Below are 26822 nucleotides of genomic sequence, written 5' to 3' on the forward strand. Positions count from 1 at the left end.
ATTGATGAGCACATCCTGATCCTGCGTCGATGAGTTTCCGTTGGCATCGGTATAGGTCCAGGTCACGGTAGTGGACGAGGTGATCGGGAAAGGTGTCGACGTGGTTCCGGTAACCTGCCCATCACAGTTATCCGTCGCCGTCGGAGCAGCAATTGAATCGACCTGGCACTCCTCAGTGACCGTCGGTAGAGGATCGTTGTCTGCAACAGGCACAGTGGTATCATTGATGAGCACATCCTGATCCTGCGTCGAGGAGTTTCCGTTGGCATCGGTATAGGTCCAGGTAATTGTAGTTGAACTTGTAATAGGTGTTGTAGTAGTGGTAGTTCCAGTTACTGAACCAACACAATTATCTGTTGCTGTAGGTGCAGTCAGCATATCTATTTGACATTGATCTGTAAGCGTAGCCAATGGAGTTATATCTGGAACTGGAGCTATATTGTCTTGGTAATTAAATATTGCGGTATCACTATAATTACTACAACCACCAACTTCAGTAATCAAAACAAAAAACTGATAGTTATCTATACTATTAGTATTTCCTGTAAGTGTTAACATTGTGCTTGTTTCACCACTTATAGTCACACTTGGTAAATTGGTGGAGTTAACTTCAATAAAATTTGTATTACTTCCATTATTTTCATTGAAATACCATTGGTAAGAAAGCATACCTCCATTTGAAGCTGTAGCTGAGACTGAAAAACTTGCGGTACAGTCTGATGAGTCACTAGGTTGTGTGTTAATTAATGGTGGTATACTAGAAGCATTGTAAATACCTAAGTCAGATTCATCGCCTTCTGTAAAGGTTGTCCATTCTGAAGTTGTAAAATTAGGGTTAGGTCCTGAGATATCTGTGTTTCTTCGGTACACATATCCTACTGTACCATCAATCTCATCGTGAAAATCATCTATTAGAGTTCCATTATTAAAAAGTTCTAATCTATCATCTGCGTTAAAACCATTGGTTGTATTTTCATAATCAAAATCTTCAATACCAGATCCACCACTATTAATTCTTCCAACTAATGCTTCTTGATCTTGAATTATTAACCCATTAGGAAACGTATACGTATGAGTAACTGTTGTAGTACTTAAATCACCATAACGATCTATAGTATAGTTTGACAGGTTTACAGGACTGCCTGTGCCATTGAATACTTCGATATAACCAAGAGAACCTCCATTATTATCAAAAACTTCTGAGATTATAATGTCTGAAAACATTACACTACAACTATTAGAATCGTTTAATTCTGTAAACGTTCCAAATGTGGTAGTACAACTTGAATCTGTTACTTCTATAGGACCACTTGTAGTTCCATTTGCTACTGAGGCAATTAGTGTATTTGCATCAATAAATGTAACACTGCTTGCAGGATTACCATTTATAGAAACTGTGCTAGACGCTGTAAAGTTTGTTCCATTAATTGTTACTTGTGTGCCATTAGTACCTTGTAAAGGAGTGGCATTTGTAATGGAGTGAACGCAAACCTGCGAAAAAGATGAAAAGCTTATAAAAAGCGTAAGAACTAATTGTAGAATATGTTTCATAAAAAAAACCTCACTAAACTAAACAGTTAAAACCTGCAATTTATGTTTTTAAGATTACCTGAATGTTAATAGTGACAGTTTTAGGAGCAACGGCATATTTTTTCGGTAAGTGTCTTAGTGATAGGGTGTTTTTAATAATTTATTAGTTAGCTTTTTTAATTTCGGACTTCATGTTTTCATTATAAAATTATTAGTTTAAAAATGAGTTTAGTGATGCCTAAAACATAAAAGACATTGTATTTTTGCTACTTCAAATACGATATATGACAAAAGGATTAACCATAATTATTCCTGTTTTTAATGAAATTGAAAATTTAGATAGGGTAGAGGAGCAGCTTTCAACGTATATAAGTAATTCTAAATTCCCATGTAATGTTTTATTTATTGATGATGGTTCTTTGGATGGAAGCTTATTTAAAATTGAAGAAATTTGTAACAGAAATTCAGCTTTCAATTTTATAGCTTTTGACACAAACTATGGTTTGAGTGCGGCAATTAAAGCTGGTTTTGATACCGTTGAAACTAACTTAACTGGTTATATAGATGCCGATTTGCAAACGGATCCTAACGATTTTGATATTTTACTAGAATATATTGAAGATTATGATCTTGTAACTGGTACAAGAACTAATAGAAAAGATAGCTTTCTTAAAAATGCCTCATCTTTCATAGCAAATTCTGTAAGACGATTATTTACAAAAGATGGTATGGATGATACGGGTTGTCCTTTAAAAATTTTAAAAACTGAAACAGCAAGACGTATTCCTATGTTTAGAGGTTTGCATAGGTTTTTACCGGCTATGGTATTACTACAAAAAGGGACAATTAAGCAAGTGCCAGTGTCACATTTTCCAAGAATGGCAGGACAAGCTAAATTTGGGTTATGGAATCGATTAATAAGTCCGTTATTAGATTGCTTTGCTTTTAGCTGGATGAAATGGAAATATATAAACTACAGAATAAATAAACGCGGATGAATGATTGGTTAATCTATGCAGTAGGTTTTTTTGCACAACTTTTATTTTCAGGACGTACGTTACACCAATGGTTAACTTCAGAAAAAAAGAAAAAAGTTGTAACTCCGAGTCTCTTTTGGAAATTAGGACTTTTAGCAGCGTTTATACTTTTAATTTATGGGTATTTAAGACAAGATTTTGCTATAATCCTTGGACAGTTTTTTATGTACTACATTTATGTAAGAAACCTACAGATTCAAAAAGTTTGGGATAGTTTTTATAATTTTTTTAAAGTTTTAATTTTAGCGCTTCCAGTTTTATGTGTGTTAGGAGTTGTGCTATTTGGAACTATGGATGCAGAAATGTTGTTTAAAAATGAAGACATTCCTTTTTGGTTATTAACCATAGGTGTTGTTGGGCAAATAGTATTTTCAACACGCTTTATATACCAATGGTTGTATTCTGAAGCAAGACAAAAATCATCTTTACCATTTGGCTTCTGGTTACTTAGTTTAATAGGTTCTGTAATTGTAATTTTTTATGCATTATTCAGAAAAGATCCTGTATTGTTTGTAGGTCACTTTTTTGGACTCATAGTTTATGTGAGAAATATAATACTTATAAGAAATGCTAAGTCACAATAAAACCACGCATATCATACTATTAGTTACGGTATGCCTATTGGTGTTTTTTGTTCATTTAGATGTGCTCTATGTAAATATTATGGAAGCCAGAAATTTTCTTTCTGCTAGAGATATGCTTAGAGAAAATAATTGGCTGCTTACAACCATGAACGCTTTGCCAAGATATGAGAAGCCACCTTTGCCAACCTGGTTAACGGCTATTTCTGGAGCTATCTTTGGATTAAAGAATGTTGCAGCTCTTAGATTGCCTTCTGCATTAGCCTCGCTACTACTGGTATTAGTAAGCTACAATTTTATATTTAAACTTACCAAATTACGAACACAAGCCTTTATAACTTCTTTAATACTGGCCACTTCATTTTATATAGTTTTTTCTGGTCGTCAAGGTACTTGGGATATTTACACGCATAGTTTTATGATGGTTGCTATATATGCGTTTTATAATTATTTGCTTTCAGAAGTATTTAATTTGAAGTACGCATTATTAGCAGGAATTTTTATTGGTTTTTCTGCTTTGAGTAAAGGACCAGTTTCTATGTACGGTTTATTACTTCCATTTTTAATAAGTTATGGTGTCGTCTATAAGTTCAAGTTGAAAAAGAATCTTGCAATTGGTCTTGTGGTTGTATTAGTATTAGCTATTGGCATATCTATGTCATGGTATATTTATATAAATATAAATGATGCTGAAACATTATTAGAAATAGCAAATAAAGAGACTAACGCATGGAGTCATAAAAACATAAGGCCATTTTATTATTATTGGAGCTTTTTTACACAATCTGGTTTGTGGACAATTCCTGCTTTTATAAGTTTACTTTATCCGTATTTAAAACATAGAGTAAGCAATTTAAAAGCTTATAAATTTACGTTGCTATGGACGGTCTTTTCAGTTGTTTTATTATCTGTGATCCCAGAAAAGAAATCTCGGTATCTCTTACCAGTATTAATACCGCTTGCATTTAACTGTAGTTTTTACATTCAATATTTATTTAAAAATTTTAAAACCTTAAAGTCTAGATATGAGGTGCTACCAGTATATATTAACTACACGATAATAGGTTGTGTTGGTTTACTGTTTCCCGTACTTGGGATTATCATTATAGACGATTTAAGTGGCTATTGGTTCTGGTTTTTATTGGCATCTTTAAGTTTGGTAGGAGTCAGCATTTTTTTGTTAAGAGCACTATATAAACGAGAGATTAAAACCGTGTTCTATTTAAGTATTATTTTTATACTATGCATAACAACATTTGGTTTGCCATTAACAACAGCCTTAAGTGTAAATACCAATATGAGGTTGCCCGAAACAGTACAACCTGAAATAAAACAGACACAACTACCAGTTTATGTGTTTAATAATGAAATGGTAGAGATATTATGGAATTATGGTGAAAATATTCCTGTTGTTTATCACGAAGGGATGATAAATCTACCTACAGAAACTAAGTTTATAATTATTAGCCCTTTTGAATGTAATGAAGAACTATATGCTTTTTTTGAAAATTATAACCTTGAGCAAATAGATTACATAGACCTAAATACAATGCAAAGTAATCAAAGACATTACAATAAAAGATTTATAGCAAATGTGTTTAAGGCAACTCTTAGTAATTAAATTTGGAATATTTCCATAATTACGTATATTTACCTTATGGGACTACCACCAACACTTGAGGCAAAGCGTTTTAAACAAATTCGCGAAGAAAATAATTATACACAAACTGAGTTTGCAGAGCTCTTAGGGGTTAAGAATACAACTGCAGATATAGAGCGAGGACGTACCAAGTTATCGGGAAAAGTGATTGCAGAACTTTTAAGGCAGTTTAATGTTAATCCATTATGGATTTTTGGCGACAGTACAAAAAAATTCTTAACTACTACAAATGGTGATGTTAGTCCTCGTGTATTAACTGTAGATTCTGATAACGAAGATGCTATGGTTTTTGTTAACCAAAAAGCAGCTGCCGGATATCCACAAAACATTCACGATGTAGAGTGGTATCAAAAACTTCCAGCCTTTAATATACCATTACCACAATATAGAAATGCAACCTATAGAGGTTTTCAGGTAGAAGGAGATAGTATGACTCCAAATTTACAGCCTGAAGATTGGGTGTTGGCAAAGGCAGTATCTAATATTACAGATTATAATATTAATAAAGTACACGTTGTGGTATTACAAGACTCTGTTCTTGTTAAGAAACTTCAGAAATTACCAGACCCTAAAAAAGTATTGCTTGTATCTTTTAATGAAGAGTATTTACCAATTACCGTTAATGTAGATGATATACAAGAACTTTGGCAAGTAAGTAGTAGATTAACTTTTGGAGTTGAAAACACTTCAGAAAGTACATTAATGAGAGAACTGCAACAAAGTATGGAGGATCTTAAAAAACAGATAAATAAATTTAGTGCATAAAAAAAGCCGCTCATTTGAGCGGCTTAACTTTTTTAAGATGATGACCTAATTTCCGTCTGTATCTACTTTAATTTTTGTGTCGCCATCTGCGTCTTTTTTAATTTTCACTTCTTTTTCTTCGGTTTCCATTTTTATTTTAACGTCACCGTCGTCTGAAGATCTTTCAATTTCTGCGCCTTCATTTTTCATTTCTTCAATGATTTTTTCTTCTTCGGTTTGTTCTTCTCTGCAAGATGCTAATCCTACAATTGCAAACATAGAAGCAAAAAGAAAGCCTTTATATATAATAGATTTCATAAATCCTTTTTTTAAGATTAATTATCATCGGTACCACCTGTACCAGTGTTTTCTTCAACTTCATTTACACCTTCTTGTATGGTGTTTTCAATTTCATCATCTGCATCATCATCTGTTTTTGCTTCTCTGCAAGATGTAACAGATGCAGTAATTGCAGCTAAAAATGCGATTGTTGCTATATACTTTTTCATAATTTTAAGTTTTAAAAATAAAAGCCACTTTTTAAAGTGGCTTTTAAGAGTTTATTATTAGTCGTCGTTTCCGATTTTGTCGATTTCCTCGTCAATTTCTTCATTAACTTCTTTGTCAACTTCTTCAGCCGCACGCTCTAAAACGCCTTTTGTTTCTTCAGCTTCAACCTCAACTTCTTTTACAATAGTTTCAGTTTCTTTTTCTGTTTCTCTACAAGATGTAAAGCTTAAACCTGCAACTAGTACTAATGCAAGTGATAAGATTACTTTTTTCATAATTGATAGTTTTATTTAATGCCTCAAAATTAGGGATTCTTTATATGCACTTATGTATGGTTATTATTAAAGTTTTGCTAATTTTCTAAAGATTTTATATAAAACCTAAGAAATATTCGACATATATGAGTTTCAGAACATTATATCAATTTTTGAATGACTTACAAGCAAACAATTCGAAGGAATGGATGGACCTAAATAGATCTTATTATCATGATGTTAGAGATTGGTATATAGATTGGTTAAATGGTTTAGATATTGAGCTAGGTAAAATTGATCCAGACTATACGTATACACCAGGCAGGAAAGCAATAAATAGAATTAATAATAATCTTATGTTTCATCCAGAAAAACCAACTTACAAAAATCATTTTGGAGCAGGTTTAGATCACGAAGGTAAACAAGGAGATTTTTATATTCATTTAGGTACAACAGAATCTTTTATTGCTGGAGGTTATTGGAAACCTCCAACTAATACACTTACAAGTATTAGGGAAGCATTAGATTATAATGGCGAAGAGTTTGTGGCTATAATTGAAAAGCCTTCTTTTAAAGCTATGTTTGGAAGCATAATAAATCAAGATCCTTTAAAAACAGCTCCTAAAGGATTTTCTAAAGATCATAAGTATATAAACTTATTGCGCCATCGTACGTTTGCGGTGTCTCATGATGTGTCACAACAAGAAGTAGTTGGAGGTGGTTTTAAAGAGAAAGTTATTTCTGTTTATAAAGAAATGTTACCGTTTAGAAGATATTTAAATCAAGCGACAACAGTTTAATCTTTTTATGTTTTAGGTCTTAAGGTGTTATTAATATAATCTACAGTAATTTTAGTAGCACCAGTATTACTATTTATAAAATGTTCGGCTATTAAACCTGTTGTTTCTCTAAATGAATCATCATAGATTAGTTTGTTAAAAATTGAAGCTACATCGTCTTCATTTTTAACACTATATAAACCTGCAAGTTGTCGTAATCGGTTTGCTTCTGGAAATTTTTCATAATTACAGCCAATTACAATTGGAACACCAAAAGTTGCAGGTTCTAAGATATTATGTAAACCGCTAGTGCCCATAGCACCACCAACATAGGCAATGTTTGCATAGCTATAAATTTTTGTAAGTAGACCAATAGTATCAATAATAAAAACTTGATGGTCTTTTAAATTAGATGCATCCTTGTTTGAATACATTACAGTTGGTAGTTTAAGCTTTTCCTTTAGTTTTTTAATTTTTTCAGGTTTAATCTCGTGAGGTGCTATTATAAATTTAACAGGTTTTGCTTTTTTCTCCTTAAAGCTATTTATGTAATTTATTAAGATAGCATCATCTTCCGGCCAAGTGCTGCCGCAAACTACACAAAGGTGCTCATCTAAAAACTCTTCAATAAATGCCAATGTGTTGTTCATCTCAATTTGATGTGATACACGATCAAACCTTGTATCTCCACTAACGCTAACTTGACCTATGCCTATAGATTGTAATAAGGCTTTAGAAGCATTGTCCTGAACAAAATAATAATCAAAAGAGCGTAGAGCTTTTTTCATAAAACCACCATAAGGCTTAAAGTATATTTGAGAAGACCTAAATAATCCTGAAGCCAAAATAGTTGGTATACCTTCCTTCTTTAATAGCCTAAGGTAGTTAGGCCAAATCTCATATTTAATAAATACTGCAATATCTGGATGTGCTAATTTTATAAATTGTTTTGCGTTTTTTATGCTATCTAATGGCAGGGAAACTACAACATCTGCTATGCTGTTGTTTTTTTTCACTTCATAGCCAGAAGGAGAAAAGAAACTCACTAAAATTTTATGAATAGGATGGCTCTTTTTAAGAGAGTTTATTATAGGAACAGCTTGTTCATATTCACCTAAAGAAGCTACATGAAACCAGATTATATGATCGTTTGCCGCAATCTTTTCTTCAAGAGTATCAAATACGTGCTGCCTGCCCGTTACAAAAAGTTTCAGCTTGGGGTTAAAGTGCGCTACTAGTTTTAAGAGATAGGACGCACAAATTATGAGACTGTTATATATAAAATTCAAAAGCTTGGTTTGTAGTTTCTGCTAATGTAAGGCATTCTATAAAAATGCTGACTTTCGATGCAACTTTTTGTATTTTCGTTGGGTTACAAATTATAGACAATGAAAAAAATTCAGATGGTTGACCTTAAGGGTCAGTATGAACACATAAAAGACACTGTAAATACTTCAATATTAAATGTTTTAGATACAACAGCATTTGTAAATGGACCAGAAGTGCACAGTTTTCAAAAAGAATTAGAAGATTACCTAGGTGTAAAACACGTTATACCTTGTGCTAATGGTACAGATGCACTTCAAATTGCAATGATGGGCTTAGGTCTTGAGCAAGGTGATGAAGTGATTACTGCAGATTTTACGTTTGCGGCAACAGTAGAGGTTATTGCATTACTTAAACTAACACCAGTATTGGTAGATGTTGATCCTATTGATTTTAATATAGATATTAACGCCATTAAGAAGGCTATTACTCCAAAAACAAAAGCAATTGTACCTGTGCATTTATTTGGTCGCTGTGCTAATATGGATGAGATTATGGCGCTAGCTAAAGAACATAATCTTTATGTTATAGAAGATAATGCACAAGCCATAGGTGCAAATTACACTCACAAAGATGGTACTAAAACTAAAGCTGGTGCTATTGGTCATGTAGCTTCAACATCTTTTTTTCCTTCAAAAAACTTAGGCTGTTATGGTGATGGTGGTGCAATCTTTACAAATAATGATGATTTGGCACATACTATTAGAGGTATAGTTAACCATGGTATGTATGAGCGTTACCATCATGATGTTGTTGGTGTAAACTCAAGATTAGATAGTATTCAAGCGGCTGTGTTAAGAGCAAAATTACCACATCTGGACACTTATAATGTAAAACGCCAAGATGCTGCGAGACAATATACCGCAGCTTTAAAAGATCATAAGTATATAGATGTGCCAAAAGGAAAATGTGATGGCGTAGATACTATTTGTGATACCTGCGATTGTCATGTATTTCATCAGTATACTATAAAAATAACCAATGGAAGGAGAGATGAGTTGGTAAAGCATTTAAATGAACAAGGAATTCCTTGTGGTGTATATTATCCTATACCGTTGCATAAACAAAAAGCGTATCAAGATGATCGTTATAACGAAGCAGATTTCCCAGTTACCAATCAATTAATTCAAGAGGTCATGTCGTTACCAATGCATACAGAATTAGAAAATGACCAAATAGAATTTATCACAACGACCATTAAAGAGTTTTTAAACGATTAATTACCAATTATGAAACGTCTCATATTACTACTATTAATTTTTAGTTGTGCATCAATCTTTGCGCAAAATACTTACATTCATTGTGGTAAGTTATTTAATTCTGAAACTGCTAAAATTGAAACTGAAAAAACGATAGTTGTAAAAGGCGATAAAATAGATGCAATTTTACAAGGTTATGCACAACCAAAAAATGCAGACGCCATCATAATTAACTTAAAAGATAAAACAGTGTTGCCTGGTTTAATAGATATGCACGTGCATATTGAAAGTGAAACTGGTGCCAATAAATATTTAGAGCCATTTGTATTAAATGAAGCAGATGTAGCTTACAATGCGCAAGAAATTGCACAAAGAACGCTAATGGCTGGTTTTACAACTGTAAGAGATTTAGGTGGTACAGGCGTAAATGTGTCTTTAAGAAATGCAATTAATCAAGGAAAGGTACAAGGCCCAAGAATTTTAACTGCAGAAAAAGCTTTAGGAACAACTGGCGGTCACGCAGATCCTACAAATGGCAGGAACAAAGAACTTATTGGAGATCCAGGTCCTAAAGAAGGAGTTGTAAATGGTGTGAGAGATGCTCGTAAAGCAGTAAGACAACGTTATAAAAATGGAGCAGATTGGATAAAAATAACAGCAACTGGTGGTGTTTTAAGTGTCGCTAAGAGTAGTAAAAACCCTCAGTTTACAGATGAAGAAATTGCTGAAATCTGTAATACTGCTGCAGATTACGGTATGAAAGTGGCTGCTCATGCACACGGTGATAAAGGTATGCAACGTGCTATAAATAATGGCGTAAAAACTATTGAACACGGCACATTAATGAGTGATGAAACTATGGATATTATGAAAGAAAAAAATTCTTTTTTAGTGCCTACAATCTCTGCAGGGAAATATGTTTCAGAAAAGGCAAAAATTAAAGACTATTATCCAGCAATTATAGTCCCAAAAGCTTTAGAAATAGGGCCAAAAATTCAAGATATGTTTGGTCGTGCTTATAAAAGAGGTGTGCCTATAGCCTTTGGTACAGATGCAGGTGTATTTCCTCATGGTGAAAATGCTAAAGAGTTTATGTACATGGTTGAAGCTGGTATGCCCGAACACATAGCATTACAGACGGCTACATTTATAAATGCAGAAGTATTAGAAATGCCATCTCAAATAGGGCAATTAAAAAAAGGCGCTTTTGCAGATATCATTGCTGTAAACGAAGATCCTACTAAAACAATTACCGCTATGCAAAATGTTAGTTTTGTTATGAAAGGTGGCACTGTTTATAAGAAGGAATAATATTTTTTAAGCAAGTTGGTTAATAATTGTTTAGCTTTATAGTGTTGCTAAAACATTGCTATTATGAAATTAACTATTACTCTTGTAATTCTATTCATATCCTTTATAGCTTTTGGACAAACTACAACAGTACCAGATGATGTCTTTGAGCAAGCATTGATTGATCAAGGTATAGATAGTGATGGGACATTGAATGATACAGTCCTGACAAGTGACCTTGAAGCAGTTACTGAACTTTTAATATTCTCGCCAACAAGCTCTATTCAAGATATGACAGGTATTGAAGCATTCGTAAATTTAGAATCTTTAGAACTTCTTGAACACGACTTTAATAGTTTAAATATTTCGAATAGTGTTAATTTAACGTTCCTTAACATTTCGACAGTATTTAACTTAACAAGTATCGATGTGTCCTCAAATATTAATTTAACTCATTTATTTATTTCTGAGACTTCTTTATCTTCAATTAATTTATCTAATAACATAGATCTTCAGTTTTTAGAATTATCACAAAATAGATTATCTGAAATTGATATTACAAACAATACAGAGCTTATTGAGGTTGATTTTTCAAACTATAATTTTGATACTTTACCAGGTAATATATTTACAACGGTTGATTTATCAAATAACCAACTACTCACAAAATTCTCTTGTTTTCATTGTGATGATTTATCCTCTCTAGATGTAACACCTTTGCCAGATTTAAGGGAATTGCATGTGGCGTTTTGTAATCTTGAAACTATAGATGTTTCAACAAATATATTTCTTGAAGAAATAACATTAGGCGCAGGCTTTAATTCATTTTTTGAAAATTCTAACGAGTTAGAATCTGTTGACTTAAGTCAAAACCCTAATTTAACAAGAGTGAATGTTACAAATACTTTGATTAGTTCATTTAATTTAAATAATGAAAATAATGAAAGTATAATTTCTATGAGAGCTGGTGATAACCCAGATTTAAACTGTATTCTTGTAGATAATGAAGACCAAGCGGCATCTGGTACTGGCAATTACGCCAATTGGATTTATGATGAAGAGGTCACTTCGTTTTCAGATACCGAATGTGTCTTGTCTGTTCCAGAAAAGCGGTTGCAGGAATTACAGGTGTATCCTAATCCTGTTACAACTTCATTATTTGTGCAATCACAAGAACCATTACAACACTTAGCTGTATATAATTTAAGGGGACAACTTTTAAGACAAAGTGAACAGAGTCAATTTATAAATGTGTCGTCATTAGCTTCTGGATTGTACATTGTAAAACTAACTACATTAGAAGGCATTCGTCACGTTCAATTTATTAAAGAATAATTTTAGTTATTAACTATGAACAAAAAAAGCGTCTTAAATTAAGACGCTTTTTTAATATAGGTTTAAAGTAAGAATTACTAAATAGTACCACTTTCTTTTTCAACAGTTCTGTCAATCTTACCAAGTAAGCCTTGTAAGACTTTGCCTGGTCCAACTTCTGTAAACTTAGTAGCACCATCTTTAATCATCTGTTGCATACTTTGTGTCCATTTTACAGGAGCTGTTAGTTGAAAGATTAAGTTTTTTTGTATTTCTTCTGGGTTAGTTACACCAAATGTTGTCACATTTTGATAAACAGGACAAATAGGTGTATTAAATGTAGTTGCTTTTATTGCTGCTTCTAACTCTTCTCTTGCTGGTTCCATAAGTGGTGAGTGAAAAGCACCACCAACAGGTAATACTAATGCACGTCTTGCACCTTCTTCTTTTAAGCGTTCACAAGCTGTGTGGATAGCGTCAATTTCACCTGAGATTACCAATTGTCCAGGACAATTATAATTTGCAGCTACTACAGTACCATCAACATCTGCACAGATAGCCTCAACCACATGATCGTCTAATCCTAAAACGGCAGCCATAGTACTTGGTTGAGCTTCACATGCTTTTTGCATAGCTTGAGCGCGTTGAGATACTAATTTAAGAGCATCTTCAAACTCTAAAGTTTTATTGGCTACTAAAGCAGAAAACTCACCTAATGAGTGACCTGCAACCATATCTGGCTTAAATTTATCACCCATAACTTTACTTAAAATAGTAGAGTGTAAGAAAATAGCTGGTTGTGTAACTTTAGTTTGTTTTAGGTCTTCTGCAGAACCTTCAAACATAATATCACAGATGTTAAATCCTAATATAGAGTTTGCTTTGTTAAAATAGTCTTGAGCTTCGTTAGAGCTTTCGTATAAATCTAATCCCATTCCAGAGAATTGGGCACCTTGTCCAGGAAATATAAATGCGTGCATAGGTTGGTTTTTAAAGTTCAAAAATAGCAATAAAAAACAGGGTTTAAAAAAGAACCGTTATGCGTGTGCTTAAAAACCCTCTTAATTAATATATGGTATTTTATGACTCTGCAGAAGATGTTGCTCTTACTTTAAATAGATTTATATATTTATTCTGTGTTGAATCCCAAAACTCTGCTTCTTTAGGTGTAAATTTTATTGCGGTAAGGTTTGGATCTGTAACACCATCAAACCAGCGATCATCGTCTTTGCTATATAAGTCTTCTAAAATAGATTGATCTGTAGAGATAAAAGCATTACCATACACACTTATAAACTCCATTTGCTTTGGATCGCTATATACTAACTGTGTTTTTGGGTTATTTACAATATGCCCATTATGATCACTATGACCACCACTTAAAAACCAGATATTACCTAAGTCGTCTACCTTTTTAGTCATCATAGGAACAATATGAAGCGGTGTTTCTCCTAGTTTTGTAGCCATCATGGCTACTGTTATCTCCGTGACAATATTTTTAAATTTAGCTTTGGTGTCTTTGTCAAACTCTTGTGTATTGCTCATAATAGTATCTTTTTAACTAAAGATACTTAGGATGACTAACTTGTGTAGTATTTAACCTGCTAAATGATTTCTAATGAGTGTTAAGGATTGTTAAGAAGCTGTTTTCTTAACATAAGTAAGGTATGTAAAAGAAACGCTGTGGCGTTCATCTTTTTCGTGAAACTCTTCGTTTATGAGCTCCCATTTAGAAAGATCTATTTCTGGAAAAAAGGCATCTGCCTCAAACGTATCATGAACTCTTGTAAGTTCAATTTTTTCAGAAGCATTTAGAGCAAGTTTATAAATTTCTCCGCCACCAATAATAAATGGCTGTGTGTCTTCTTCGGCAATTTTTAAGGCATCTTCTAAATTATGAACAACAATACAACCTTCTTTAGTGTAATCTCTGTTTCTAGTAATTACAATATGAGTTCGGTTTGGTAAAGGTTTAGGAAAAGACTCAAAGGTTTTCCTGCCCATAATAATGTGATGGCCAGTTGTAAGCTTTTTAAATCTTTTAAAGTCGTCTGGCAAGTGCCAAACTAAGTCGCCGTCTTTACCTAAGGCATTATTTTCTGCTGCTGCAGCAATCATGGTAAGCATAGGATGCGTTATGAGTTTAGAGGTAGGTTGGGATCTGTAGGCCTCTGGTTTTGAAGATTGCTTTTTTTTTCTGGAACAGGCATATCTACAGCAACCTTTTGGCGCATTTCTTCAATCTTTTTCTTTTGCTTTTCTACTAATTTATCCATTTGTTTTTGCTCCCAATCTTTACCCATAAACTTGTTGGTAATTACAACGTTTAATGCGTGAACCAAGAAGAAGAATGTCCAGAGTAAAATAGCCCATACAAACCAATCTGCTCCAAAAAGCTTTACATCTTTTCCATAGCCCAATACCACATTAATAACTATAAGTAGAATAGAGCCTGCTAAGAAAATAACAAAGTGTTGTGTAAGTCTTTTTTTCTGTTTTATGCGATCTTGAGCATGTTCAAAAAGCTCGCGTTGATCTCTGTCTAAGTCTTTAGATTTGGTATTTTTAGAAAACATATTATGAGTACTTTTATAACACTACTCAAATGTACCAATTTTTACCTTAGATATAATGAAAAATAGGATAGAAGCTGAATTTCCCATACTAAAGACCACTACTTACTTAAATACAGCAGCATCTGGGTTACTCTCTAAATCTGTCTTAGATTTTAGGAAAGATCATGATGAGCAGTTCTTTAAATATGGTAGTAAATTTAAAGACTATCAAAGTGAAATGCTCTCACAAACAAGAGAAGCAGTTGGTAGTTTTTTTACATGTGAGCCCAATCAAATAGCTTTGGTTCAAAATTTCTCTCTAGGTTTTAATACCTTTTTAGAAGGGTTGCCAAAAAAGAGTTTGTTTTTGCTTTTAAAAGGTGATTATCCTTCAATAAATTGGCCTGTTGAAACTAGAGATTTCAAAAGAAACTATATTTCTATTTCAGCAAATTTAGAACAAGATTTAATAGCCGAATTTAAGCGCCAACAACCAGACGTGTTTGCATTTAGTATTGTGCAATATATTTCTGGTATAAAAATAGACTTACAAGTTATAAATACTTTAAAAGCGCAATATCCTGAAACTTTATTTGTAGCAGATGGTACTCAATACTGCGGTACTGAGTCTTTTAATTTTAAAGATTCTGGAATTGATGTTTTGGGCGCCAGTGCATACAAATGGCTTAATGCGGGTTATGGTAACGGATTTTTATTATTTAAAGATGAGGTGCCTAATAAGGTCTTTCCTAAAACTATTGGTTTTAACTCTAGCTTTGGTAAATACAAACAACAGGATAATAGTTTTTTAGGAAGGTTTGAGCCTGGTCATCAAGATACCTTAAACTTTGGAAGCTTAAAAGCTGCATTAACTGTTAGTAATCAAATTGGTGTAGAGAATATAGAACGTTCAATAAAAATCTTATCTACTTCTGCTAAACATCAATTTGAAAAGCATAATTTATTAGATGAAGCTGTGTTAAAACGAAATGCGCATTCTTCAATCTTTAATATTAAAGGTGATGATAAACTATACAATACGCTAATTAAAAATGAGATACTATGTTCGCAAAGAGGTAATGGTATACGTGTTAGTTTTAATTACTTTAATACTGAAAAAGATTTAGAAAAATTAATGAGTGTTATCACAGCTACTCTGTAATACTTACACCTTTCCAAAAGGCTACATAATCTTTAATATCTGAAGCTTTTTCTTTTGGGTTAGGATAATACCATGCAGCATTTTTATTGATGTCCTCATTTACTTTAATAGTGTAATAAGATGCTTCTCCTTTCCAAGGACATACTGTTGTAGTTTCTGATGGTTTTAAGAAGGCGCTATTTACTGAGCTTGGGGGAAAATAATGGTTATTCTCTATAATAATTGTAGAGTTACTTTCAGCAATTACTGTGTTATTCCAAATAGCTTTCATAATCTAAATGTTGAGATTAGTTTTCAATAGAGAAAAGCATAAGCTCTTCATTTTCATATGGTAAGGTAATCATACTCTCAAAATTTAGGCCTAATTTTATTAATAAATTTTGAGATGGCATATTGTGCTTGGAGGTTATAGCAATAACACGATTTAATTTATAGTCCTTAAATCCCGTTTGTAATAACGCACTAGCACTTTCGTAACCATAACCTTGCCCTTCAAAACCCGGTAAAAAAGCAAAGCCAATATCTATACCTTCTAAACCATCACGATCATAAAGACCACAAGCACCAATTTTCTTACCATCGGCTTTTCGTATAACTACATTGTTAGTAAATCCTAACCGCTCAAATTGTGGTAGCATTCGTTCTTTTATGTATGCTTCTGCTTCTGCAATAGACTTTACATTTCTGTCTCCAATAAATTCTAACCACTTAGGAGAATTTAAGAGTTCTAAAATAAATGCTGCATCTTCAACAGCTGTAGGCTTTAATACAAGACGTTCTGTAGCTATTGAAGACATATACTAAGATTTAGTTGGCGTTAAAAATATAGTTCTTATAATACTTGTTTTCATCTGTAAAGTTAGTGACAACTTTAAGTCCAGATTCTTCAGCTAACCACTCTACAACAGCATCTGTATACTTCTGCGATATTTCTGTATGTATACTTTCCCAAGCATTAAAATTTACAGTAAGATCTAAAGCTTTTATATAAACAGTTTGGGCTTCCTTGCTTACCAGGTAACTTTTTGCAGATCCGCTTTCAGGATCATATACTTCCCAATGTAAGAAGTTGTCCACATTAAAATTAGCTTCTAGTTCATTATTAATTCTATGAAGTATATTTTTATTAAATGCCTCTGTAATTCCAGCTTTGTCATTATAGGCATCTAAGATTGTTTGAGGATGTTTTTTTTGATCAAAGCCCATAAAAAGCATATCGTCACCACTCATAACATCTTTTACTTTCGTTAAAAAGTTGATAGCTTGTTCATGAAGTAAATTACCAATGTTGGAGCCTAGAAAAAGGATAACTTTCTTTCTTTTATTGTATTCTGAAATCTTTTCTAAAACTTCAAAGTAAGTACCTTGTTGAGTTTTTACTGAAACCTTTGGAAATTCCTTTGTTAAGCTTTCTTCAAGTTGATCTAAAGCATTTTGGCTTATATCAATTGGCAGATAATCAAAATTTACATTTTGGTCTGATAAATATTTTAAAAGCAATTTAGTTTTCTTGCCATCTCCTGCACCAAGTTCAATTAAATCAAATCCTTCTGGGCTATTAAATTGATTGGCAATAGCAGCAGTGTGAGTGTCTAAAATATTATACTCACAATCTGTGAGATAATATTCTGGCATTGCCATGATATCTTGAAAAAGTTTATCTCCTTTTTTGTCATAAAACCATTTAGAAGATAGGTACTTAGGAAACGCAACTAAACCTTCGTTAACTTCTTTCTCAAATGTAGAGTTGAAGGTTTTTGTATTAGAGTTTGTCATATGTTATGTTGTGGTCTGTAAAAAGAAAGAGTAGTCGTGTTTATTTAGCTAACCTTAATCCTGTATACTGCCATCTTAAATTTGGATGAAAAAAATTACGGTATGTTGGTCGTGTATGTTTAGATGATGTAGCAACAGAACCACCTCTTAACACCTTTTGGCTAACCATAAACTTACCATTGTACTCGCCTAAAGCACCATCTGCTTTTTTATAGTTTGGGTATGGTAAATAAGCACTTTCTGTCCATTCCCAACGCTGTCCCCAATTAAATAAATGTTGAGAGACTTCCCACTCAAACTCTGTTGGTAGTCTTAAGCCTTTAAATTGAGCAAACGCGAATGCCTCATAATAAGAAATATGTGTAAGTGGTGCATTTGGATCTATCTCCTTTAAGCCTTGTAGGGTATAATGTAGCCAAGTATTATTTTCAAAATGCCAATATTGTGGTGCTGAAATATTTTCTGTGCTAAGCCAATCCCAAGCTTCTGCGTGCCATAACAATGCATTTTTATAACCATCTGCCTCCATGAAATCCATAAACTCACCATTGGTAACTAATGTATTGGAAATCTGAAAGGCGTTAATAAATACTTGATGTCTGCCCAATTCATTATCATAGCAAAAATCTTTAGAGTTGTGACCTATGTTATATAACCCTTCATTTACAGAAAGCCATTCTTTATTGTGATTTTCTGCTGTATGCTCTGTAAATGTATTATTGTATTTAGGCAATAAGGGGTTATTACCTAAAATGTATTTTATATCTGTAATTAATAATTCCTGATGTTGCTTTTCGTGATGTATACCAATTTCAACAAGTTCAATTAATTCTTCGGAGTCATTATCTTGTAATAGAAGCTCCATTTGTTTGGTGATATAATGTCTGTATTTATAAATATCATTTACAGTTGGCCTTGAGAGGTTACCTCGATTTGTTCTTACAACACGTTTACCAAAACTTTCGTAATAGCTATTAAAAACAAAACCATAACTATCGTTAAAGCATTCGTAGTTATCTTTAAAAGATTTTAAAATAAACTCTTCAAAAAACCACGTGCTATGACCTAGATGCCACTTTGGTGGAGATACATCTACAATGGGTTGCACCACATAATCTTCAATTTCAAGTGGCTTGCAAATGTTTTCTGTTGTATGTCTAGTTTCTAGGAAGAAATCTAGGATTGTATTTGTAGCTATCATAAAAAAAAGAGTGCAAGCTTTAGGCTTACACTCAAATTTACTAAATATTTTTCAAGACAGTTTTAAACAAAAACTAAAAGTTAAAAGGAACTTTGTACTGAATAGCTCTTGGTTTTCCGCCTAACATTCCAGGTTTCATTTCAGGAATTTGCAATATATTACGCTTTGCTTCTTCTTGTAAATAAGGTTTTCCGCCAGTAACTTCTTTAATTTCAGGTTTCCCTTCTTCATTAATTATAAAAGTTACAATTACTTTAGTGCCTTTATCTTCTGCTTTATATTCTTTTGGAAATTTAAAGTTTTTACCAATGTGTTGTGCTAGCTTTTGATTGAAGCAATTTTTCTTTTTTAACTCGCTTCCAGTACAACCTGGCCAAGTTGGTGGGATTTCTCTCATAGAAACTGTATTTCCAGATACACTAACACCATCTTGGGCAAAGCTCATGCCGCTAATTAAAAATACAACTAGTAATAGTAGGTTTTTCATAGTAAAGTTTTAAATGGCAACAGCACCTTTAATGTGCGGATGCGGATTATAGTTTGTTAACGTAAAGTCATCAAATTTAAAGCCAAAGATATCTTTTACGTCTTTATTAATTTGCATTGTTGGTAATGGTCTACATTCTCTAGAGAGTTGCAGCTCAACTTGTTCAAAATGATTGTTATAAATATGGGCATCACCAAAAGTATGTATAAAATCTCCAGCTTCATAACCACATACTTGAGCTATCATCATAGTAAGTAGGGCATAAGAGGCTATATTAAAAGGCACACCCAAAAATATATCTGCACTACGTTGGTATAATTGACAAGACAGCTTTCCGTCTGCAACATAAAACTGAAAGAAAGCATGACAAGGTGGTAATGCAGCTTTTCCTTTAGCTACATTTTCACTAAAACTTTCAGAAGTATTTGGCATCACACTAGGATTCCAAGCAGAAACTAACATGCGTCTGCTGTTAGGGTTATTTTTTAATGTATCAATTATATCCTTAATCTGGTCTATTTCTTCAGAGTTCCAATTACGCCATTGGTGGCCATACACTGGTCCTAAATTGCCATTTTCATCTGCCCACTCATTCCAGATACGTACGCCGTTATCCTGCAGATACTTAATATTGGTATCTCCATTTAAAAACCATAATAGCTCATATATAATAGATTTTAAGTGAAGTTTCTTAGTAGTAACCATAGGGAAACCTTCACTCAAATTAAATCTCATTTGATAACCAAAAACACTCTTGGTGCCAGTACCAGTACGATCTCCTTTTTGTACGCCTTCTTTTAATACATGGCGCATTATATCATGGTATTGCTTCATTTTAAAGTCTAAGTTTTAGTTATGAGGCTAAAGTATTAAATTAAATTTCAAGGTCTTAATTAGAGTCCTAAAAAATATTATTTACTTATTAACCAATATATTTTAGGATTATCTTAACATTGTTTAGGAAAATATTATAATTTTGTTGAATTGTAATTAATGCTATGAAAACAATACAATATCCATTCGGGAATTTTCATTTATATGAAACTTACTGTCATCTCGATTTAGTTGAGAATAAATTTCTTTCGTTAGAAGAGTGCAAAATCGTTATGAACGATATTAATGACTTTTATAAGAAGAACCCTCACGTAGTTATTTCAGACAGAAAGTTTGCATCTTCAATTGATATAGATGCATACAAGTATGTAAACCATAAACGTATGGTAGGAATAGCTATTGTGACTAGTAAAGAAAATGCTAGTGAAGATTTAATTAAAGAACAAGAAATGTATAAAGGCTCTTTTGCATTCTTTAAAAGTTTAGAAGAAGCAAAAGATTGGGCGGCATCTTTTGTGGCCTATGCAGTTAAATAATAGCTATGTTTAAGAAGATAGATTACGGCTTCGCAACACTTGAGCTTACAGAGCATTACTCTTTTGTAAATTTAAATGAAAACTGTAATATGACGCTTGAGCAGTCTAAAGACATGCTTAAAGACGTGCTTAATCATTTTGGTAAACGTAAATATGTAATTATTGTAGACCGAAAAGAGGAAACAACTATAGATTTAAAATCCTATAAACTTGCTAATCCTAAGCAGGTAATTGGTATAGCCATAGTTTCTAAAGCAGAGAAAATATTTGATCAGCTAATTAAAGAACAGCGTCTTTTTAAAAACTCCTTTGCGTTTTTTAAAACGGTAGATGAAGCTAAAGATTGGGCTGAAAGTTTTGTTGAGCGTTACGGTTAACCTATAATCATTCCTGCTATTGTTGCAGAAAGTAAAGATGCTAGTGTACCGCCAATAAGTGCCTTCATTCCAAATCGCGACAAGGTTTTTCGTTGTCCAGGCGCTAGTGATCCTATACCACCAATCTGTATACCTATTGAAGCAAAATTTGCAAAACCACACAACATATACGTAGCCATGATTACAGACTTTTCGTAGTTGAGACTTAATGCATTTGCAGAATTCTTAAGATCTGCTAATTGTATATACCCAACAAACTCACTTGCAACTAACTTGATACCTAGCAATTGTCCCATTAGAGCAATATCATCTGTAGCTACTCCAATTAACCACATAAGTGGTGCAAATGTATAACCTAGAATAAACTCTAAAGACAACGCATTATAGGTTGTATTGTTTGCTATGACTTCATTTAAAGAAGTAAAGTGCCAATCTATATTTAAAAATGCAATTGTAAATCCGTCAAAACCTGCTGCATATCCAAGAATACCATTTACCATTGCTATAAGAGCTATAAATACTAATAGCATTGCTCCAACATTTGCTGCAAGCTTTAAGCCTTCTGTAGTACCATTTGCTATGGCATCTAAAATATTAGATCCAATCTTGTCTGAGGAAACTTCTACATCTTTGTTAACTTTTTCCTGTTGTGGAAAAAGTATTTTGGAAATAATAATTGCACCAGGTGCAGCCATCACAGATGCAGCGAGAAGGTGTTTGGCAAACTCTAAACGTAAAGCAGGATCATCTCCACCCAAAAACCCTATGTAAGCCGCCAATACGCCACCAGCTACTGTAGCCATACCGCCAACCATGACTAATAAAATTTCAGACTTGGTCATACGTTCTAAATAAGCCTTGATCATTAAAGGTGCTTCAGTTTGACCTAAGAATATATTACCGGCAACACTTAGGCTCTCAGCTCCAGATATACCTAATAATTTTGTTAAGGCCCAAGCCATGCCTTTCACTACTATTTGTATAACACCTAAATAAAATAGGATAGAGGTTAGCGCTGAAAAGAAAATAATTGTTGGAAGTACTTGAAACAAAAAGATGAAGCCAAAGCTGTCTACATCCATCATTCCTCCTAAAAGGAACTCACTACCAGCAGCAGTAAAATCTAAAATCTTCACAAATATTTTGCCTACAAATTCAAAAATACTCTGAACAAAAGATATTTTTAAAACTCCAATTGCAAGAAGAAGTTGTGCGCCTAATCCTACACCAATAGTTTTCCAATTAATAGCTTTTCTATTACTGCTAAATATAAAAGCAATAATAAGTAAGGATAGCATACCAATAGCACCACGCCAAAAGCTATTAAATGTAAAACCTCCATTAGGTATTAATTCTTTAGAGGTATTAACCGGTAAAACTTCTGTTACATTTTGAGAGGTCGCTTTAAAGTTATAGGTATTCTCATTTTCCTTAAAAGATAATTCAGAGTCACTTTCGTAAGTTATTCTAAATCTTCTAATTGTATCTTTTGGTTGAGAATAAAAGAAAACTAACAAATCGTTTTGGAGCATATAATCTCCACTTGCTTCTATATTATTAGCCTCAAGACTGTAGTTAAAACGACCTTCTTTTATTGTTAGGATGTCGTTTTCGCTGTTTATTTGAAATAGCTCTTCTCCTTGTGCATTGGTAACACTTGTAAATTCCCAAGTGTTTTGTATTTGTGCAGATGTAAGATTAGAAAAGGCCAGACATAAGCAAATAATGCTTAAAGAGATGTAGTGTTTCAACATAAATTTAATTTCGTTTAGAAATCTCGTCCCTTAATAGCGCAGCCTGTTCATAGTCTTCTTTGCTAACAGCTTGGTCGAGCATCTTGTTTAATTCCTTGAGAGATAAATTTGAATAATCTGAAGAGCTGCTCGATGATAAAGGTTCATCTGGCATTACACTGTCTAAAATAGTGTCTGCTTCTTCACGTTGTTCTTTTGCAGATTTTGGTTCTGCATTCAGGTAGATACCTGCTTTGTCTAATATATTCTGATATGTAAAAATAGGTGCATCAAACCTAAGTGCTAATGCAATGGCATCACTTGTGCGGGCATCAATTGTTTCCTCTACACCTTGGCGTTCAGAAATTAGGCTAGAGTAAAATACGCCATCAACTAATTTATGAATGATAACTTGTTTAATATTAATCTCAAAACGTTCAGAAAAATTCTTAAACAAATCGTGTGTAAGTGGTCTTGGTGGTTTAATATCCTTTTCTAAAGCTATGGCTATAGATTGTGCTTCAAAAGCACCAATAACTATTGGTAGCTGTTTGTTGCCTTCCTGCTCGTTTAAAATAAGTGCATAAGCACCATTCTGTGTTTGGCTATAGGAAATACCCTTAATGTCCAAGCGGACTAAACTCATGTGATTTCAATTAAAAAGACTGTTTAAAGATAGGCTATACCTAAGTTTAAACAGCCTTAATTTGTGGCACAATTTATAAAAATTATGCGTTAAAGACTTATATTATCTTTATTTTATTGGTTTGCTTTAAATGTTTTAAGCTTCTCAATTAATTTTGGTACAACTTCAAAAGCATCTCCAACAACACCGTAGTCTGCAGCTTTAAAGAAAGGTGCCTCAGGATCGTTGTTAATTACTACTTTAGTTTTAGAGGCATTTATACCTGCTAAATGTTGTATTGCTCCAGAGATTCCTATTGCGATATATAGGTTAGATGCAACTGGCTTTCCAGTTTGTCCTACGTGTTCACTATGTGGTCTCCATCCCATATCCGAAACTGGCTTAGAGCATGCTGTTGCAGCACCTAAAACGTCTGCAAGCTCTTCAATCATACCCCAATTTTCTGGGCCTTTAAGTCCTCTACCTCCAGAAACAACTACTTCTGCATCTGCAATTGTTACTTTGTCTGTAGCTTTATCTACACTTTCTACATTAACTGTAAAATCTTCTGAGCCTAATTCTGGAATAAAATCTTCATTTGTTCCGCTAGCTTCTGTTTCATGTAAACCATAAGCATTTTTAGAAACACCGATTATGGCTCTGCCTGTAGTAATTTCTGTAATGTTAAACGCTTTGTTTGTGAAAGCAGTTCGCTTAACTGTTACAGGAGATGTGTTTTCTGGAAGTGCAACAACGTTAGATGCGTATCCTGCTTCTAAATCTACCGCTAATAATGGCGCTAAGTATTTAGCATTGGCGCTTTGGCTAACTACAATTACTTTAGCATCTTCTTTCTTAGCTGCTTGAGCAAGAGCATCTGCGTAAGCTTCTGCATTAAATTTTTCTAATTTGTCGTTTTTAATGTTTAATACTTTGTCTACACCATAAGTTGCAAGTGTAGAAGTATCTTCGGCATTAAATGCTACGGCTGTAACAGATACGCCTAACATTTTAGCAACTCCTTTAGCGTAAGAAGCTACTTCTAAAGCGGTCTTTTTAAATTGACCTTGTTCTGATTCTGTATATACTAAAACTGACATGTTTTTATTTTATAAGTTAAAATGAATAATGATAAAATTGTAAACTACAATTATATCACCTTAGCTTCATTATGTAATAAGTCTACAAGTTGGTCTAAGTTGTTTGCTTCAACAAGTTTAACAGCACCTTTAGGGGCAGGCTTTTCAAACTTTACGGCTTGAGTTTCTTTAGACGCTCCAGTAGGTTCAACTACATTTAATGGTTTTTTACGAGCCATCATAATACCTCTCATATTAGGAATACGTAAATCACTTTCTTCAACTAAACCTTTCTGGCCACCAACTACTAAAGGTAATTTAGCAGAAAGTGTTTCTTTACCACCATCTATCTCTCTTGTAGCAGTTGCAGTTTCGCCATCTATTTCTAAACCAGTACAGGTATTTACAAAGTTAGCATCTAATAATTTTGCTAACATTCCTGGTACCATTCCACCATTATAATCTATAGACTCACGTCCTGCAATAATTAGGTTGTAATCACCATCTTTTGCTACAGCAGCTATTTCTTTAGCAACTTGGTAACCATCTAAAGCAGGAGTGTTAACACGTATTGCAGTGTCTGCACCAATTGCTAAAGCTTTTCTTAATGTAGGTTCTGTTTCTGGTCCGCCAACGTTAATAATGTCTACACTGGCACCTTGCTTTTCTTTAAACCACATTGCGCGAGTTAAACCAAATTCATCATTAGGGTTTATTACAAATTGTACACCATTGGTATCAAACGTTGTGTCGCCATCTGTGAAATTGATCTTAGACGTAGTGTCTGGCACGTGGCTTATACATACTAGAATTTTCATATATAATAGACTGTTTTTTAAACTAATTTTATTGTGATGCGAATATACTAAATTGAAATGAAAAATGCTATGCGCGCATAATAAAATATTCTATTTTATAATACATCGATATTCATTGTTATTGCTATTTTTGTTGACCTTAAAATGCATGATAGTTTTACTATCTCAATTTGACATTTATATAATATGAGAGAAATACAATTTAGAGAAGCCGTTTGCGAAGCAATGAGCGAAGAAATGCGTGCAGATGAAAGCGTCTTTTTAATGGGTGAAGAAGTAGCAGAGTACAATGGTGCTTACAAAGCCTCTAAAGGCATGTTAGATGAGTTTGGCGCTAAGCGCGTTATAGACACACCAATTTCTGAACTTGGTTTTGCTGGTATAGCAGTAGGATCTGCAATGAATGGTAATAGGCCAATTGTAGAGTTTATGACCTTTAATTTCTCTTTGGTTGGTATAGATCAAATAATAAACAACGCTGCTAAGATGCGACAAATGTCTGGCGGTCAATTTAATATTCCTATTGTATTTAGAGGTCCTACAGCTTCTGCCGGTCAATTAGGCGCTACGCATTCTCAAGCTTTTGAGAGTTGGTATGCAAACTGTCCTGGTTTAAAAGTGGTTGTACCATCTAATCCTTATGATGCTAAGGGCTTACTTAAAGCGTCTATTAGAGATGACGATCCAGTTATTTTTATGGAAAGCGAGCAAATGTATGGTGATAAAGGTGAGGTTCCAGAAGAGGAATACACTATCGAGTTAGGGAAAGCAGATATTAAGCGTGAAGGAGAGCATGTAACTATTGTTTCTTTTGGTAAGATTATAAAGCAGGCTTATGAAGCAGCAGAGGTTTTAGCTAAAGAAGATATTTCTTGTGAGATTATAGATTTAAGAACGGTTCGTCCTTTAGATTTTGATGCCATATACAAGTCTGTTAAAAAAACTAACAGATTAGTTATTCTAGAAGAAGCTTGGCCATTTGGTAATATTTCTTCTGAAATTGCATACAGAGTGCAAGAAGAAATTTTTGATTTCCTTGATGCACCAATCATAAAAATAAATACAGCAGATACACCAGCACCATACTCACCAGTTCTTTTAAAAGAATGGTTGCCAAACAGTGATGATGTTGTAGCAGCTGTGAAAAAAGTGATGTACAAGTAATACAAGGTTATTAAATCTTGACATTCTGTTTAGGGATAAAACACTGGTTGTTTTTTTTACTGTATATAAGTAAATAATTTTATAGAGATGAAAGGTTTTTAAAATTTAAAGACCAAGTAATCTTCTAAAAGTAATGATGAGATACAGTTTAATTTTTTGTTTTAGTTTATTTACACTGTCTGTGTTAGCTCAAACTAAAGCTAGTGGTGAGGTTTTTGACTCTAACGGAGAACCTGTCCCTTTTGCTAATG

At 33.3% G+C, this 26822-nt stretch carries 31 protein-coding genes; 12 read left to right on the forward strand and 19 right to left on the reverse strand.

Going from position 1 to position 26822, the window contains the following annotated elements; all coding sequences use genetic code 11:
• Positions 1 to 1551 (reverse strand): lamin tail domain-containing protein (locus CL818_RS12715; RefSeq protein ID WP_286973293.1); only part of this gene is annotated, 1551 nt, incomplete at its 3' end.
• Between the two features lie 263 nt (positions 1552 to 1814).
• Between CL818_RS12715 and CL818_RS12720 the strand changes: the two genes are divergently transcribed.
• The 4 genes from CL818_RS12720 (at position 1815) to CL818_RS12735 (ending at position 5573) form a co-directional block, all read left to right on the forward strand.
• Positions 1815 to 2528, forward strand: a complete 714-nt coding sequence (locus CL818_RS12720) for a glycosyltransferase family 2 protein (protein WP_272974104.1) — start codon at positions 1815 to 1817, stop codon at positions 2526 to 2528.
• Positions 2525 to 3151: a lipid-A-disaccharide synthase N-terminal domain-containing protein gene (locus CL818_RS12725; RefSeq protein WP_272974103.1), complete on the forward strand. Its 627-nt coding sequence runs from the start codon at positions 2525 to 2527 to the stop codon at positions 3149 to 3151. Before CL818_RS12720 ends, CL818_RS12725 begins: the two co-directional genes overlap by 4 nt.
• 79 nt (positions 3152 to 3230) lie before the next feature.
• Positions 3231 to 4769: an ArnT family glycosyltransferase gene (locus CL818_RS12730; RefSeq protein ID WP_272974102.1), complete on the forward strand. Its 1539-nt coding sequence runs from the start codon at positions 3231 to 3233 to the stop codon at positions 4767 to 4769.
• 36 nt (positions 4770 to 4805) lie between these two features.
• Entirely contained in the window at positions 4806 to 5573 is a 768-nt protein-coding gene (locus CL818_RS12735) for a LexA family transcriptional regulator (protein WP_219359967.1), read from the forward strand.
• Positions 5574 to 5618: 45 nt separating this feature from the next.
• Here the strand turns inward: CL818_RS12735 and CL818_RS12740 are convergent, their stop codons facing one another.
• Genes CL818_RS12740 through CL818_RS12750 form a run of 3 tightly spaced genes read right to left on the reverse strand, consistent with a single transcriptional unit; the run spans position 5619 to position 6337 of the window.
• A complete protein-coding gene (locus CL818_RS12740; RefSeq protein ID WP_013188419.1) occupies positions 5619 to 5870 on the reverse strand; it encodes a hypothetical protein in 252 nt (83 codons plus the stop codon).
• A gap of 17 nt (positions 5871 to 5887) precedes the next feature.
• Positions 5888 to 6061: a hypothetical protein gene (locus tag CL818_RS12745; protein WP_013188418.1), complete on the reverse strand. Its 174-nt coding sequence runs from the start codon at positions 6059 to 6061 to the stop codon at positions 5888 to 5890.
• Between the two features lie 57 nt (positions 6062 to 6118).
• Positions 6119 to 6337: a hypothetical protein gene (locus CL818_RS12750; RefSeq protein WP_219359968.1), complete on the reverse strand. Its 219-nt coding sequence runs from the start codon at positions 6335 to 6337 to the stop codon at positions 6119 to 6121.
• A gap of 125 nt (positions 6338 to 6462) precedes the next feature.
• Between CL818_RS12750 and CL818_RS12755 the strand changes: the two genes are divergently transcribed.
• The gene (locus CL818_RS12755; RefSeq protein WP_041241039.1) at positions 6463 to 7116 is read left to right on the forward strand and encodes a DUF2461 domain-containing protein; all 654 of its coding nucleotides are present in this window, start codon (positions 6463 to 6465) and stop codon (positions 7114 to 7116) included.
• Between the two features lie 5 nt (positions 7117 to 7121).
• Here CL818_RS12755 and CL818_RS12760 read toward each other — a convergent pair whose 3' ends face one another.
• The gene (locus CL818_RS12760; RefSeq protein WP_286973298.1) at positions 7122 to 8384 is read right to left on the reverse strand and encodes a 3-deoxy-D-manno-octulosonic acid transferase; all 1263 of its coding nucleotides are present in this window, start codon (positions 8382 to 8384) and stop codon (positions 7122 to 7124) included.
• A gap of 99 nt (positions 8385 to 8483) precedes the next feature.
• Here CL818_RS12760 and CL818_RS12765 point away from each other — a divergent pair, with 99 nt between their 5' ends.
• The 3 genes from CL818_RS12765 to CL818_RS12775 all read left to right on the forward strand — a co-directional run bounded on the left by CL818_RS12765 (position 8484) and on the right by CL818_RS12775 (position 12245).
• Positions 8484 to 9641: a DegT/DnrJ/EryC1/StrS family aminotransferase gene (locus CL818_RS12765; RefSeq protein WP_272974100.1), complete on the forward strand. Its 1158-nt coding sequence runs from the start codon at positions 8484 to 8486 to the stop codon at positions 9639 to 9641.
• A gap of 9 nt (positions 9642 to 9650) precedes the next feature.
• Positions 9651 to 10931 carry a metal-dependent hydrolase family protein gene (locus CL818_RS12770; protein ID WP_272974099.1) on the forward strand — a complete coding sequence of 427 codons (1281 nt, stop codon included), beginning with the start codon at positions 9651 to 9653 and terminating at the stop codon, positions 10929 to 10931.
• Between the two features lie 63 nt (positions 10932 to 10994).
• Complete coding sequence (locus CL818_RS12775; protein WP_272974098.1) at positions 10995 to 12245, forward strand: T9SS type A sorting domain-containing protein; 1251 nt, start codon at positions 10995 to 10997, stop codon at positions 12243 to 12245.
• Between the two features lie 77 nt (positions 12246 to 12322).
• Here CL818_RS12775 and fabD read toward each other — a convergent pair whose 3' ends face one another.
• The 4 genes from fabD to CL818_RS12795 all read right to left on the reverse strand — a co-directional run bounded on the left by fabD (position 12323) and on the right by CL818_RS12795 (position 14800).
• Positions 12323 to 13204, reverse strand: coding sequence for an ACP S-malonyltransferase (fabD, locus tag CL818_RS12780; protein WP_041241038.1), 882 nt, complete (start codon positions 13202 to 13204; stop codon positions 12323 to 12325).
• A 100-nt stretch (positions 13205 to 13304) separates the two neighbouring features.
• On the reverse strand, positions 13305 to 13769 hold the full coding sequence (locus tag CL818_RS12785; protein WP_272974097.1) for a pyridoxamine 5'-phosphate oxidase family protein: 465 nt from the start codon (positions 13767 to 13769) through the stop codon (positions 13305 to 13307).
• A 90-nt stretch (positions 13770 to 13859) separates the two neighbouring features.
• Positions 13860 to 14351: a dihydrofolate reductase gene (locus tag CL818_RS12790; RefSeq protein ID WP_219359976.1), complete on the reverse strand. Its 492-nt coding sequence runs from the start codon at positions 14349 to 14351 to the stop codon at positions 13860 to 13862.
• 8 nt (positions 14352 to 14359) lie between these two features.
• Positions 14360 to 14800 (reverse strand): 2TM domain-containing protein, encoded by a 441-nt coding sequence (locus CL818_RS12795; protein WP_013188408.1) that lies wholly within the window; start codon positions 14798 to 14800, stop codon positions 14360 to 14362.
• A gap of 55 nt (positions 14801 to 14855) precedes the next feature.
• Here CL818_RS12795 and CL818_RS12800 point away from each other — a divergent pair, with 55 nt between their 5' ends.
• The gene (locus tag CL818_RS12800; protein ID WP_272974096.1) at positions 14856 to 15941 is read left to right on the forward strand and encodes an aminotransferase class V-fold PLP-dependent enzyme; all 1086 of its coding nucleotides are present in this window, start codon (positions 14856 to 14858) and stop codon (positions 15939 to 15941) included.
• Here CL818_RS12800 and CL818_RS12805 read toward each other — a convergent pair.
• The 6 genes from CL818_RS12805 to CL818_RS12830 form a co-directional block, all read right to left on the reverse strand.
• Positions 15931 to 16212: a DUF427 domain-containing protein gene (locus CL818_RS12805; RefSeq protein ID WP_013188406.1), complete on the reverse strand. Its 282-nt coding sequence runs from the start codon at positions 16210 to 16212 to the stop codon at positions 15931 to 15933. The two genes, CL818_RS12800 and CL818_RS12805, sit on opposite strands and share 11 nt — an antisense overlap.
• 16 nt (positions 16213 to 16228) lie before the next feature.
• Positions 16229 to 16738 carry a GNAT family N-acetyltransferase gene (locus CL818_RS12810; protein ID WP_272974095.1) on the reverse strand — a complete coding sequence of 170 codons (510 nt, stop codon included), beginning with the start codon at positions 16736 to 16738 and terminating at the stop codon, positions 16229 to 16231.
• A 10-nt stretch (positions 16739 to 16748) separates the two neighbouring features.
• On the reverse strand, positions 16749 to 17717 hold the full coding sequence (egtD, locus tag CL818_RS12815) for an L-histidine N(alpha)-methyltransferase (RefSeq protein ID WP_219359979.1): 969 nt from the start codon (positions 17715 to 17717) through the stop codon (positions 16749 to 16751).
• A 40-nt stretch (positions 17718 to 17757) separates the two neighbouring features.
• Positions 17758 to 18918, reverse strand: a complete 1161-nt coding sequence (gene egtB / locus CL818_RS12820) for an ergothioneine biosynthesis protein EgtB (protein ID WP_272974094.1) — start codon at positions 18916 to 18918, stop codon at positions 17758 to 17760.
• Between the two features lie 73 nt (positions 18919 to 18991).
• The gene (locus CL818_RS12825) at positions 18992 to 19405 is read right to left on the reverse strand and encodes an energy transducer TonB (protein WP_013188402.1); all 414 of its coding nucleotides are present in this window, start codon (positions 19403 to 19405) and stop codon (positions 18992 to 18994) included.
• 9 nt (positions 19406 to 19414) lie between these two features.
• The gene (locus CL818_RS12830; protein ID WP_272974093.1) at positions 19415 to 20239 is read right to left on the reverse strand and encodes a thymidylate synthase; all 825 of its coding nucleotides are present in this window, start codon (positions 20237 to 20239) and stop codon (positions 19415 to 19417) included.
• Between the two features lie 164 nt (positions 20240 to 20403).
• Between CL818_RS12830 and CL818_RS12835 the strand changes: the two genes are divergently transcribed.
• Together CL818_RS12835 and CL818_RS12840 are read left to right on the forward strand one after the other, a co-directional pair.
• Positions 20404 to 20775, forward strand: a complete 372-nt coding sequence (locus CL818_RS12835; protein WP_148232824.1) for a hypothetical protein — start codon at positions 20404 to 20406, stop codon at positions 20773 to 20775.
• 5 nt (positions 20776 to 20780) lie between these two features.
• On the forward strand, positions 20781 to 21152 hold the full coding sequence (locus CL818_RS12840; protein ID WP_219359982.1) for a hypothetical protein: 372 nt from the start codon (positions 20781 to 20783) through the stop codon (positions 21150 to 21152).
• Here the strand turns inward: CL818_RS12840 and CL818_RS12845 are convergent.
• The 4 genes from CL818_RS12845 to CL818_RS12860 form a co-directional block, all read right to left on the reverse strand.
• Positions 21149 to 22906, reverse strand: coding sequence for a NupC/NupG family nucleoside CNT transporter (locus CL818_RS12845; RefSeq protein ID WP_013188398.1), 1758 nt, complete (start codon positions 22904 to 22906; stop codon positions 21149 to 21151). The two genes, CL818_RS12840 and CL818_RS12845, sit on opposite strands and share 4 nt — an antisense overlap.
• Before the next feature lie 4 nt (positions 22907 to 22910).
• Complete coding sequence (locus tag CL818_RS12850; RefSeq protein ID WP_013188397.1) at positions 22911 to 23531, reverse strand: bifunctional nuclease family protein; 621 nt, start codon at positions 23529 to 23531, stop codon at positions 22911 to 22913.
• A 113-nt stretch (positions 23532 to 23644) separates the two neighbouring features.
• Positions 23645 to 24610, reverse strand: a complete 966-nt coding sequence (locus CL818_RS12855) for an electron transfer flavoprotein subunit alpha/FixB family protein (RefSeq protein WP_272974092.1) — start codon at positions 24608 to 24610, stop codon at positions 23645 to 23647.
• 50 nt (positions 24611 to 24660) lie between these two features.
• Positions 24661 to 25407 (reverse strand): electron transfer flavoprotein subunit beta/FixA family protein, encoded by a 747-nt coding sequence (locus CL818_RS12860; RefSeq protein WP_272974091.1) that lies wholly within the window; start codon positions 25405 to 25407, stop codon positions 24661 to 24663.
• A gap of 186 nt (positions 25408 to 25593) precedes the next feature.
• Between CL818_RS12860 and CL818_RS12865 the strand changes: the two genes are divergently transcribed.
• Complete coding sequence (locus CL818_RS12865; RefSeq protein WP_013188394.1) at positions 25594 to 26571, forward strand: pyruvate dehydrogenase complex E1 component subunit beta; 978 nt, start codon at positions 25594 to 25596, stop codon at positions 26569 to 26571.
• Positions 26572 to 26822 lie beyond the last annotated feature (251 nt).

Origin of the sequence: Croceibacter sp., from assembly GCF_002716225.1 — a bacterium.
GTDB classification, from domain to species: domain Bacteria; phylum Bacteroidota; class Bacteroidia; order Flavobacteriales; family Flavobacteriaceae; genus Croceibacter; species Croceibacter atlanticus.